General features: G+C 63.0%; 7 protein-coding genes. 1 reads left to right on the top strand and 6 read right to left on the bottom strand.

Translation table 11 applies throughout. The features are described from left to right. Positions 1 to 59 precede the first annotated feature (59 nt). A complete protein-coding gene (locus ACO77H_RS22370; protein WP_432754573.1) occupies positions 60 to 5,072 on the top strand; it encodes an NEL-type E3 ubiquitin ligase domain-containing protein in 5,013 nt (1,670 codons plus the stop codon). Here ACO77H_RS22370 and ACO77H_RS22375 read toward each other — a convergent pair. The 6 genes from ACO77H_RS22375 to ACO77H_RS22400 all read right to left on the bottom strand — a co-directional run bounded on the left by ACO77H_RS22375 (position 5,062) and on the right by ACO77H_RS22400 (position 11,504). Continuing rightward, positions 5,062 to 5,805, bottom strand: coding sequence for a molecular chaperone (locus ACO77H_RS22375; protein ID WP_170056790.1), 744 nt, complete (start codon positions 5,803 to 5,805; stop codon positions 5,062 to 5,064). The two genes, ACO77H_RS22370 and ACO77H_RS22375, sit on opposite strands and share 11 nt — an antisense overlap. Positions 5,806 to 5,819: 14 nt before the next feature. Continuing rightward, on the bottom strand, positions 5,820 to 6,347 hold the full coding sequence (locus tag ACO77H_RS22380) for a CS1 type fimbrial major subunit (RefSeq protein WP_169954485.1): 528 nt from the start codon (positions 6,345 to 6,347) through the stop codon (positions 5,820 to 5,822). Next, positions 6,347 to 7,084, bottom strand: coding sequence for a molecular chaperone (locus ACO77H_RS22385; protein ID WP_169954486.1), 738 nt, complete (start codon positions 7,082 to 7,084; stop codon positions 6,347 to 6,349). The genes ACO77H_RS22380 and ACO77H_RS22385 overlap by 1 nt, the downstream gene beginning before the upstream one ends. Positions 7,085 to 7,099: 15 nt before the next feature. After that, positions 7,100 to 8,359, bottom strand: coding sequence for a hypothetical protein (locus ACO77H_RS22390; protein ID WP_432754574.1), 1,260 nt, complete (start codon positions 8,357 to 8,359; stop codon positions 7,100 to 7,102). Between the two features lie 5 nt (positions 8,360 to 8,364). Continuing rightward, positions 8,365 to 10,890, bottom strand: a complete 2,526-nt coding sequence (locus ACO77H_RS22395) for a TcfC E-set like domain-containing protein (RefSeq protein WP_169954487.1) — start codon at positions 10,888 to 10,890, stop codon at positions 8,365 to 8,367. A 119-nt stretch (positions 10,891 to 11,009) separates the two neighbouring features. After that, complete coding sequence (locus tag ACO77H_RS22400) at positions 11,010 to 11,504, bottom strand: CS1 type fimbrial major subunit (protein ID WP_169954488.1); 495 nt, start codon at positions 11,502 to 11,504, stop codon at positions 11,010 to 11,012. Between the last annotated feature and the right edge of the window lie 491 nt (positions 11,505 to 11,995).

Raw genomic sequence — 11,995 nt, forward strand, 5'->3', positions numbered from 1 at the left:
CTCGGCCCCAGCCCAAAATAGACTGAAGCGCTTTCATGGCTCTTTTCAGGATCTGTTGCATGGCTGACTTACTCCCTTCCCCGCGCCCGGCCACGTTTCAAGGCCGGCACTACCCATTGCTTGAAAGTGCCCTGCCGCCGTGGCTGAAAACCACCGCCCCGCACCGCCTGGATGCCTTGCAGGCCGTCGGGCTCCAGGACCCGGCGCCCTACCCGAACGCCGCGCCGGCGCAGCACGCCAACCTGCGGCAGGCTATCGCCGGCCACTGGCAAGCCCTCAACACCCTGGATAAGCGCCTCCAGCCCCTCAATGATCTGTATGCCTACGCCGAGCGCATCCTGGGCGGCGCGCTAAGCGCCGACTATGGTCCGATTGATGTGCGCAACACCTATGTGCGCCTGTATGTCAAAGCGTCGACAGCCTGGTGGGTACATGACTTCAAGTCAGGCGTCACCAGCCATACGCTGTCGCTGCTGGATGCGGCGCTGCATAACTTTGCCGCCACCGACAGCTTTGTCGACTATGCCTTCCTGTCTGGCGCCGATGCCCGTGGGCAGCAGCGCAGCCTGACCTTCAAGCACAAGACCCGCGGCACGCCCCTGACCGCCGAGGGTTTCAAGCAACTGTGCCGCGCACTGAACATCGGCGGGCACTACCGTGAACATCTGAAGATTGTCATGGGTGTCTACAACCCCACGGTGGCCCGCGACCTGCGCCGCCAGGTGATCGCCCAGCACCAAGCCGCGTTGAAGGCCGCCGCCCACCTGGCCCTGGTCAAGGGCGACCTGGCCCAGGATGCCTGTGACGAAGTGCTCGCGCTGATCGCTGGCAACACCGCCCTGCGCCTGGATGGCCAGGTGCTTGCCGGCCACACCCTGGACCTGATGAACACGCGCCTGACCGGCATCCTGCTGTTCTGCGCCACGCCCCACTCGGCGGCGCGGGTGATTGCCTATGTGCCGGACGACCCCGCGCACCCCCTCAAGCAATACCCCACGCCCCTGTCCTTCATCCACGAACTGACCCGCCAGTTGCGTGACAGCGAACGCTATCAGGTGTTCTTCAGCCGCTTTGTCGACCATGATCAGCGCGGCTTTTTTTTCGCCAACCTCAATACCCGCCTGAGCCGGGTGCAGTGGCGCGCCAAAGCCGCGACCGATAGCCAACCGACCTGGCAAGACACGCCCCTGGACCATCCCCACCTGCAATTCCATGTGCAGCCCATTGCCGACGACTACCAGAACCGCGCGCATTCAAGCGGCAACAATGACCTGTGGCACTACCGTTACCGGGTGCACCTGAACAAGGTGCTCAATGACGCCCAGGACATTGCCGTCTCGACCAGCCGCGTCGACCGCCTGGCCCGCCAGGCCTGGTGGGACAACCTGGGGCGAATCCTCGGCGATATCCTCAACGCTGCCTTGCAAGTGCTCACCCCGTTTGTGCCGGGGCTGGGGGAAGTGATGCTCGCCTACACCGCCTATCAGCTCACCGATCAGGTGTTCGAGGGGGTGGTCGACTGGGCCCAGGGCCGAGGCACAGAGGCGGCGCAGCATTTGATCGGGGTGGCCCAGGACCTGGTGCAGTTCGGCCTGTTCGCCGCCGGCATCCAGGTGGCGGCGCCGCTGCGCCTCAAGCTGTCGGCGTTTGTCGAAGGGCTCACGCCAGTGACGCTCGCCGACGGCCGCCGGCGCCTGTGGAACCCGGACCTGGCGCCCTATGTCGCCGACCCGGGCGCACCCGCAGATCAACCGTTAATGCGCCACGAGGGTGCGCAGTATCAGGTGCAACACGGGCGCATCGTCCACCCGCGCCGCGCGGATGCCTACCGGCCCCACGTGCATCGGCGCGGCAATGGCATCGTGGTGCATGAAGCCGAGCAGCCGCAAACCTGGGACAGCTCCACCCTGATGCGCCGCCTCGGGCCCAGGGCCGAGGCTTTCAGCGCCGCGCAACTGGAGCAGATCCGCCGCACCAGTGGCTGCGATGACGACCAGTTGCGCAGCCTGTACCTGCATGAGCAGCCTCTGCCGCCGTTGCTGGCCGACACCCTGAACCGCTTCGAGGCCTACGCCAGCGCACAACAGGCCAGCGCGCAGATCCGCGCAGGCATGCCCCTGGCCCCAGACTCCGCCTGGTTCGAGCAAACCGTCACCGAACTGGAGGGCTGGCCCCAGGACAAGGCCCTGCAAGTGTTCCTCAGCGCCAGCCTGAGCGGCGATTCGCACCGCTACGGCAACCTCGCTGCGGCGCCTGCCGACACCCTGCGCCTGAGTGTGGCGCAAGTCATGTCCGGCCAGTTGCCGGAACAGGTACTGGGTTTTCTCGATGAGCCGCAAACCCGTGCCCTGCTCGGCGCCCAGGTGCCCAAGGCCCAGCAAGTGCAACACCTGCGCGAGCAACTGGCGGCCTACGTCACCCGCCAGGCGCCAGAGATCGGCCAGTACGCCCATCATCTGCGCGAGCTGTCCGATGAGCCGGGTGTCCGCCTGCTGCGCGAGCATTTCGCGCAGATGGATTCGAGCGTGGCGCGGGCCTTGCTCGCCACTGCCGATGAAGCCGAGCGCAACCTGATGGCGACCCAGGGGCGCCTGCCGCTGCGCTTGAAAAACCTCGCCCGCGAATTGCACTTCAGCGCCGGCACCAGCCACGCCTATGAAGGTTTCTACTTCCCCTGGCGCCAGAGTATCGACAGCGAACGCATGCTGCTCGGCACCCTCAAACGCCACAGCGATTGGTTTGCCGACCTGCACCTGCAAATCCGCGAGCACAGCGCAGATGGCCGGCTGCGCTGCGAGGCAGGGCCGGCCAACGCCAGTACCCGGCGCATCCTGGTCAGGAAAGACCACCTGGGCTACGAAGTGCGCGATGCCGAGCACCGCAAGCTGCATGACCTCGACACCCTGTACGAAGCCCTGCTGCACGCCGCCCCCCTCGACAGCCGCCGGGCCCTGGGCGTTGGCCCCGGCCAGGGCGAAGGTCTGCGGCATTGGCTGCTGACCACCCTGGAGCCTCTGGCCGAACGCCGCGCCGCCCTGGCCCAACCGCCGGTCCCACGCCACGCCGACCCGCAAACGCTGAAGCTGCTCGGCAAACCCATGCCCGTGCGCACTGCGGTACTCAGAAGTGCAGACGCGTTGATCCTGAACGCCTTGAAGACAGTCTTTGCGCACCAGAGCGAAGCGCGCATCCTGGCCTTTATGGACAAGGTCGGCCACGAGCAGATCGGCCCCCGGGTCAACCAGTTAATCGTTGAGCATTACCGTCTGGACGGCGATCTGGCGCACTGGTCGCGCCAGCCGGGGCATCATCCGCCCGCCATGGAACGGGAGTTGCGCAGTTTCATTCAGGGGCAAGTTCTCGAATGCTGGCAGGACCAGATCCGCGCCGCCACCGAGCCCCTCGGCTCGCGCCTGGACCTCAGCGGAGTGACACTGCCCGATACGCTGCCGCCGTTGCGCGCCGACTTCAGCCATGTCACGGAGCTGAACCTGATCCGCAGTCAGTTCGGCCCGGCCCACGGCCAGTTCCTGCAGCACTTCCCGCAACTGTCGGCCCTGTATCTGGCAGAGAACCCGCTGACCCGCCTGCCTGAGGCAATCCGCGAGCTGCGCCACCTGGAAGACCTCGACCTGGCCGGGTGCCCGCTGACTTTGCCGGTCGAAGACATCACCCGCCTGAAAAACCTGCGCTACCTGCGGCGCCTCAAGCTCAACAACACCCGCGCCCAGCAAGCGCCGGACATCGGGCGCATGCGCGACCTGATACACCTGGACCTCAGCCACAGCCCAATCAAACGCTGGCCCGAAGGACTGTTCGAGGTGCCGCGACCGGCGCCGTTCTTCTTGAACCTGCAAGGCACCGCGATCACCCGCCTGCCCGCGGTGGCCCTGGGCAGTCGCGAAGCCGCGCTGGTGGCCCGCACCTACCTCAACCGCTCGGCGCTGGACGCCCTGCAACGCGAACAGTTCAAAGCCTACCGCGCGTCGGTCGGCCTGGACCCGGAGCGCACCTATGAACCTCGCGGCGATTGCACGCCGTGGCTGAACTACCTGTCGCCGGCCGCCCGGGAAGAAGCCCGGCAAGTCTGGGACGCGCTGGAGCACGAACATGGCTCCCAGGGTTTGTTCGAGGTGCTCAAGGCCCTGGAGCAGCCGGAGGTGTTCCAGACCCCGCAAGATCAACAACGCTACGCCGCCAACCACCGCCAGTTGACGCAGCAGGTGTGGCTCTTGCTGCAAGCGGCGGTGGTCGACACGCCGCTGCGCAAACGGTTGTTCGAGATGGCCAGCTTCCCCAGCAACTGCCCGGATGCGGGGACGCAGATTTTCAATGAACTGGGGGTCGAGGTGCTGCTCTACCAGATCGAGCACCAGGCGCAGACGCCAGAGGCGCATGAACTGCAACTGGCCACCCTGATCAGGGGCCGGGCGCGCCTGCAACAGCTCAACGATGTGATCCGCACCGATGTGCAACAACGCCTGGCGCCGGTCGCCGAGGGCGGCCAGGGCCTGCGGTTTCTCACCGAAGTGGTCGACGGCGTGGCCGGCCAGGTCGATGAGGTAGAAATCTACCTGGCCTACCAGACCGCACTTGCCGTGCGCCTGGACCTGCCGTGGATCGCCGAGCATATGCTGTACCGCAGCACCGCCCGGGTCAGCGCCGCACAGATTGACGCGGCCTATGCGCGGGTGCAGGAGCTGGGAAACGGTGACGGCCTGGTCAACCGCATGCTGCTGGACCCGCACTGGCGCGCCTGGCTGCAAAAACGCTATGCCGGCCAATACGCCGAACAGCAGCAGTGGCTCAGGACCCAGCATGAGCAGTTGCTTGATCTGCAAGAGATGTGGGAACAGGTGCCGCAGAAAGTACCGTTACCCGCACAGATCGCTGCCCTGGCCAAGGCGCAGGGCATGATCGAGTCGAACCTGGCAGACCCGCTGAAATTCCAAGCTGCCTGCGAAAAACGTGAGGAGGAACTGGGCTACAACGCCGAGGAGTGGATGCGCCAGCGCACCCGCACCGCCTTGATGGCGGCGCGAGAGCTGCGTAATCGCCGGGCTAGCCGCTGATTTCAATCACCCTTTCGGCCGCGCCTTCCACCAGGAAAAACCGATAGATCCGCCCGGCCTGTTTGTCGAAGCTGAACACCCGGCCAGGGAAGATGTGGTTCTTGGTCACGGGCGCGCAGTCCAGGCGATCGGCCACGGCGCAGTCCTTGAACTCGTCTACCACCACCACGGTGTTACCGGCGTTGCGCAAGGTGTAGCGCTGGCCACCGTTCTCGACACGGGTGTCGAAGCGGCTCTGGCTGGGGCGTACGAAGAACACCGTGCCGTAGCCGGACATCACCCGCACCCCGCCCGCCAGCGAGGCCTCATAGGCGGCGCGGTCTTCGTCGCTGACACCGAATTCGTCGTCCTTCTCCGGCGCCACCGGCAGGTAGCGCACGCGGAAGTAACGCTCGCGGTCGCGCTCGCCCATAAACAGCAGGCGCGTGCTCTGCATGGCGTTGGCCGGCACGATCAGGCGCGCCGGGCTGGCCATCAGGCCATCGCGTACCAGGCCAGTGCCGGCCTGGTCCTTGAGCGGCACTTCGTCATAGCTGCCGTCGGGTTTGTAGAGCATTTCGGTGATGTCGACCTTGACGAACGCGGTGCTGGTGCCGCCATTGAACACGCGCTTGAGGTAAGTGTTCTTGTCGCCGTTCATGTAGTCGTAGAAGTCACCGACATTGATCGCCGGTCCCGCCTGGGCATTCAGCGACCACAGGCACATTCCCAGTGCTGCAAACAGGTATTTCATAAGCACCTCATTGATTACGGGCGCAGCGCGTCGAAGATCAGATGCACACTGCCAAAATAGTCGCCGGCCACATAACCGTCCTCGGGCTCGACGGCGGAAATTTCCAGCTGCACACGTTTGCCGGCCCGCGCTTGCTCGGCAGAGACCACTTGGGTATCGGTCAAATCCAGCAACTGGCCGTTGAACTCGACATTGAGCAGGATCAGGCGCCGGCCATTGGACAGGGTCGGCAACTGGCCCAGGCGCGCGACAATGCCGCCGCCGCTGTTCTTCACGTCGAACTGTTCGCGCAGCGGCTTGAGCGTGCGGGTCACCAGGTTCCAGGTCATTTCCTGCTGGCGCTCAAGGAACGCGGGGCGGATCGGCAACACATAAAAGTCTGCGGTGGGAATGCTCACCGTGACGTCAAACACCTGTTCTTCGCGAATCGCCAGGGCCTGGGTACTGAGCAGGGCCACGGCGAGCAGCAGCAGGGTTGCCGTCAGCACCTTGCACAATTTGCCCGAGCGGCGCGGGGGTTCGGGGGCGCGTTGAATGATCATCAGCCTTTGACCTCGTAGTGTTTTTTCGCGCGGCCCTCGACCAGCGTAAAGCGGTAGGTACGCCCGGCCTCTTTGGCAAAGCTGAAGCTGCGCCCCGGCAGGATGTGGTTCTTGGTCACGGGCAGGCACTCCTGGGTCTGGCCAGTGGGGCAGTCCTTGAACTGATCCACCACCACCACGCTGTTGCCGTCGTTGTGCAGGCCATAGGCGTCGTTGCGCTCATCGACACGGGTGGCGAAGCGGCTGTGTTTGGGCCGCACGAAAAACACCGTGCCAAACCCGGCCAGTACTGTGACCCCGGCCGACAGGCTATTTTTGTAGGTCTCGCGCTCTTCACTGGACACCACAAAGCCGTCTTCGGGCTCTGGCATCACCGGCACAAAACGCAGGCGGAAATAACGCTCCTTGTCGCGCTGGCCGAGGTACAGCAGGCGCGTGCCCTGCATGCCGTTGGCCGGTACGATCAGCCGCGCCGGGGTCGCCACCAAGCCGTCACGGGCGGTGTTTTCGGGGTTGCTTTTAAGTTCGACTTCTTCGGAAGTGCCGTCGGCGTTGTAGACAATCTCCATCACCGACACCTTGATAAACGCCGTGCTGTCGCCGCTGTTGAACACCCGCTTGAGGTAGGTGCTCTTGTCCTCAGCCAGGTAGTCGTAGAACACGCCGACATTGATGTTCGGCGCGCCCATCGACAGCGGCAGCCAGCAGAGCGTGCACAGCGCCAACAGATATTTCATACCCATACACCTCATTTAAAGCTCCGAATCCCAGACCACCGTGACCTGGCCCGCATAGGTGGTGCCGCCACGCTCCAGCATCTGGTCGGCGTACTCTTTCTTGACCTCGAAGTGCAACGTGCCGGGCCGGCGGTTGACGTAGAAAGTCGGTTGCAACATCTCGGTGCCGACGCCACTGAGCAACAGCGGTTGGCGGATCACCCCGGCGCCATCCTCACGGTTGAGGCCATGGGGCAGGCTGACGGCGACATCCACCGGCACCTCGTGACCGTCGCTGGTGTTGCGCAAGGCACAGGTGTCGCCAATCACCCGCTCGCAGGTCATCTGCATTTTGAAGCGTGACGAGGCAGAGATATTGAAGGTCTGGTCGCGAAACAGCCGCGCCGGCTTGCGGCCCTGGTTGACCCAGGCTTGCCAGCCGCCCTGGGGCACCAACTCGACGCGGTTGCCGCCCGGCGGGACCTCCACCTGGAGTTGGTGCTGCACTTCTAGGTTGAAGTTGAAGGTCAATTGGTTGTCGGTGGGGATCAGCACATCACCAAAGTCATAGTCACCCCGTGGCCCCAGGGTGTAGGTCAGGCTGCCGGTGTACTCGCCACTGGACATACCCAAGGGGTTGGGCGTGCGGATCTCATAGGCGTACTCCATTTGGTAGATACGCATGTAGTCAAGGTCCTGGGACGGCTTGCGGCTGCACACCCCGGCGCCTTCCGGGACGATCCAGAAGTAGGTCGCCGTTTGCCGACCCGCCGCAAGGTGGCCAGTACTGACGCAAGGGCTTGGGGCCCTGAGCCATTGAGTCGTCCAAAACACCCCCGGTTGGGCCCAGCCCGACACGCCCGGCGGATAGGAAACCTGCCACAGCCCACCGAAGCCGGCGATGCGCATCTGCACGGTCTCCACTTCCCCGGTGCGGGTGTGGGTGACTTGTGCATCACGCCAACTGGAGGGCACCTGCACCATAAAACCCTGGCGCTCATCTTCGTGGTTGGCCTGGATCGGCGCGTTGCTCAGGGCGTCGAACGCCGGGATCCGCAGGCTGAACAAGTTCAGCGCCTTGCACTGGCTGGGAATGTGCGACTGACAGATAGAACTGACCGGCGTGGTATTGCGAAACGTGTTCACAAAAGGGTTGCCAGGGTCCGGGGTAAATACCGCCGTGATGTCCTGGGTCAGGGCCAGCGCCGTGGAGCTGCACAACAGTGCCGCGCCCGCGACCCCAAGCTGGGTGATCAAGGTGCTGATACGTCTCATGGTGCTAGGCAATCTCGTCATGACCCTCAACCTGCGGTCTGAGTGGTAAAAGTGGAATCGGCCAGGGTGTCCGGCGTGCAGCGCAGGTCGCCGATCATCAGCACGTCGTCGGCCTCCCGCGCGCCGCTGGTGTCGAGGCGGAACTGGCAGAGCAGGCGGTTATCGCGGCGCACTTCGAGGGTGGGCGAGCTGGCGTTCATTTCCAGGGAGAAGAACCCGTCGACCTCGCTCACCCCACGGCTGGCGTGGTTGATGATGTGATGGCCCTTGAGCGGCTTGCCCTCGGGGTCCACCAGGCGCCCGAGCACCGTGACACTGCGCATCACGCTGACCTTGCGGTAGTCCACGCCCCCCTTGTTCAGGTGGTAGGCAGCGCGCGGCGGCTGGATACTGGCCGCAGGCGCGTGGTTGCCGTCGAAGTCGAAGCTGACCGAGCTGCCCTTGTAGGCGGTGATCGGAATAAAGTTGCGCCCCGGACGCAGGACCGTGCTGCCACCGCTCAAGTCATCGGCGCGCAGGACGATGTCATCGACATCGGTTTCTACGTCGACAATCATTCCCGAGCCCGCGCCGGAGTATTGGCTGGTCAGCACCATCCGGTTGCCGCCTAAGGCGAAGGTGCTGTCCAGGTTCAGGCCACCGGTGAGGTCGTTGTTAAACGATGAGCGCTGGACAAAACCATCACCATTGACGCTGTCGGTCTGGAAGCTGGCCATGCCCGACAGGCCCACGCCATAGGTGTCGGCCAGCACCGTGCCCGAGACGCTTTGCAGCACGTGGTCTTGCAGGTCGCGGCGGTAGCTCAGCGAGGCATTGTTGTCACGTTCGCCCTCGCGGGAGGTGCGCGTGCCGATACTCGCCGCCCACTGCTCGCCTGGGCCGCCCAGGGCCAGGCTGACGCTCAGGTCGACCCCACGGTTACGCTTGTCGCCAGTGCTGGCACTGGCCGGGCGGTCGAACAGCGACAAGCGCCAGTTGGCGTCGCTGCCAAACAGATGGCTGCGTTCGTTCCAGCCCAGGTCCAGGCCGGTACCTTGCACATTGCCTTCGCTGTAGGACAGCCGCGCGCTGATGGAGCGCAGGTTGCTCAAGCGATGGCTGAGAGAGACCGACGACAGGCTGGTCTGGCCGACAAACACATCGCGCTGGCGAATGCGCGTACCGTCGGGCAGGGTTTCGTAGGTGTTGCGGGTATCCAGCCAACTGCGGGTGTGGCTGAACACCACGCTGCCCAGGCCGTAGTTATAGAGGCTGTTGAGGTCCACGCCGGTGCCGTAGTCATCGGTCTGGTAGACGTTGGCGTAGAGGCTGAAGTTATTGGCCAGGCTCCAGTCGATGGACGTGCCGTACTGCATGCTGTCCTTGACCTGGCGCCCGGACAGCCCAAGCACCACCCGTGGGTGCGCCAGGTAGTTGACCGAGGCTCCGGCGGTCAGGTCGCCGCTGGACTGGTTGTCCCAGTTGCTCAGCAGCTTGCTTTCCTGGCCGGCAAACACGTTATAGCGCCAGCGGTTGTCGAGGTTGCGCCAGTTGTTGGGCTTGTACACCAACTCCTGGGTGGTGTTGGTGACCTGGCCGTCTTCGAGCAGGCGCACTTCCACTTCATAGATCCCGCCGGGCAACGGCCGCGTATCCAGGCTTTGCAGGCCAGTGCCGACCGCCTGGGTGTTGATCAGCAGGCCGTTGCGGTAGATCTCCACCGAACCCTGGCGGTTGGCGGTGACGTAGATGGGGTAGATGCTCGGCTTGGGGTTGCTGATCATCAGGCTGTCGGAGCTGCCATACATCACGCCTACGGCGGTGTCGGGGCTGGCGCCGAAGGTTCGCAGTTGGCGGGTCAGGCCTTCGGCGTTGGGCGTGAAGTAACCCAGGCGCAGGAATTGCCCGTGCAATTCACGCTGGCCGTAGAGCGAGTACACCGCGTGGTTGAGGTCGTCATCATCCGGCCCGCCCAGGCGCGAGAACTGCATGTTCAAGACCTGGTTCCAGTTACCCAGGCTGCCGCTGGCATCCAGGCCCAGGCGCCCGCCGAGGTCCTGGCCCTGGCCGCCGCTGATATTGAGTTGGTTACGCACGATCAAGCCGCTGCTGCCTGCGGTGGGCAGGGTGTAGTACTGGGATTGGAGGCCATCGCGCTCGGCGTTCTCGGTCAGCAAGGTGACCAGGGACTTTTCCAGGTTGTAGTGCACTGCCAGCAATTGCTCCGGGCAATCAGTGGCGCAGGTGCCCAGGGACACGCCCTGCTTGAGGTAGTCACCCCAGCGGTCGCGGTCGATGTCCTTGATCACACTGCCTTCGTGGTCAGTGAAATCCAGCAGGGTCAGGCGGTCATCGCGGGTCAGGACGATCATCGCCTCGGACACAAACTCCTGGTCCAGTTCGACCCGTACCGCCAATGGCACATCAAAAAAATGTTCTTCAAAGTCCGCCGGTAAACCCTTGGCCTGGGACAGCAAACTTCTTGGGGTTGTGCCAGTTGCCGCGTCAGCTGCAAACGCCCCCGTACAAAACAACAAGGCAAGCGCTGCCGCGATGAGAATCATCGGGAACATGAACGGATACTCTGATTACGCTCAGGGGAAGACTTGAATACCGATCAACCGACAGCGGCTGCCTGTCGATCGGTAGAGGTCAAGCAACAAGCCAGGACTTATTGATCAACGCGCCGCGCTCAAGGGTTGGAGACGCGTGGCACGTGGTCGAACACCACGGTGAAGTCGGTGGTGAACAGGCCCGCATCGGTGTCGGCTGGCTTGGCAGCGGCGACCACCATGTCGGCCTGGGTGCCTGGGGTCGAGCTGGCGTCATCGACAACTTGCTGCGGGTTAGCGGTCAGAGTCACGCCGTTGAAGGTGGTGGTCAGGGGAATGGAGGAAGTGCCGTTAGTCAGGGACGCCGGGCCACCCTGGATGTAGGCGTTGATCGAACCGTCGGTGTTTTTTACCGCATAAGTGGCCCGCAGCGAGCTCAACTGACCGGTGACGGTGTTGTAGGTCATGGTTTCGTCCTTACCGAAGTCCGGATCCAGCGGCTGGGCGTGGAACTGCTTGGTAGGAATCGAGGCCTTGATGTTGATCACGCTGGTGGCTTCACCGGCAGCAAACACGCTGGAGGAAGCGACGGCCAGCAAGGCCAGTGGCAGGGCGAGAGCAGTTTTTTTCAGCATCGTTAAATACCTGTTGGTGCTTTTTAAGTAAGTTAAAGATTCGAGTCGATCGAAACTTCACGCCGCGCAAAAAACCTAACTTTCAATGAAGAGGTCGAGTCCTAAGACGCAAGTAAATGATCAACCGAATTCAACTTCAGGTAAGCCAGCAAATTCCGTGTAACACGTAGTTTCCAGCCCTTATACACAGGCAGAAAAAAACCTTATTTCTCAATAAATCACGGACTAACTGTCATACATGGAAGACAACTGAAACCTGTTTAACTTACATACTGAAAACATCATTCCGTCAGAAATGTATTACATGCACCAGCACAACTAATCATCACTCGATTTAGAGCAAAGACTCCACGCCTTATTTAAGCCGAGAACTCGTTAGTTTGTAGTGGATATTGCAATTATTTGACGTGGCAGACCGGGTACCGCAGGCAGTAGTGCCAGCCTACCGTTCGTCAGAACACATTGCTTGAGCAATAAGATATATCTTACGT

Source organism: Pseudomonas sp. WMBT8, assembly GCF_050916005.1.
Lineage (GTDB): Bacteria > Pseudomonadota > Gammaproteobacteria > Pseudomonadales > Pseudomonadaceae > Aquipseudomonas.

Bases quoted from the DNA above. Each gene is read 5' to 3' on its own strand.
- ACO77H_RS22400 (WP_169954488.1), bottom strand. From the start codon at position 11,504: ATGCTGAAAAAAACTGCTCTCGCCCTGCCACTGGCCTTGCTGGCCGTC.
- ACO77H_RS22375 (WP_170056790.1), bottom strand. From the start codon at position 5,805: ATGAAATACCTGTTTGCAGCACTGGGAATGTGCCTGTGGTCGCTGAAT.
- ACO77H_RS22385 (WP_169954486.1), bottom strand. From the start codon at position 7,084: ATGAAATATCTGTTGGCGCTGTGCACGCTCTGCTGGCTGCCGCTGTCG.
- ACO77H_RS22395 (WP_169954487.1), bottom strand. From the start codon at position 10,890: ATGTTCCCGATGATTCTCATCGCGGCAGCGCTTGCCTTGTTGTTTTGT.
- ACO77H_RS22380 (WP_169954485.1), bottom strand. From the start codon at position 6,347: ATGATCATTCAACGCGCCCCCGAACCCCCGCGCCGCTCGGGCAAATTG.
- ACO77H_RS22370 (WP_432754573.1), top strand. From the start codon at position 60: ATGGCTGACTTACTCCCTTCCCCGCGCCCGGCCACGTTTCAAGGCCGG.
- ACO77H_RS22390 (WP_432754574.1), bottom strand. From the start codon at position 8,359: ATGACGAGATTGCCTAGCACCATGAGACGTATCAGCACCTTGATCACC.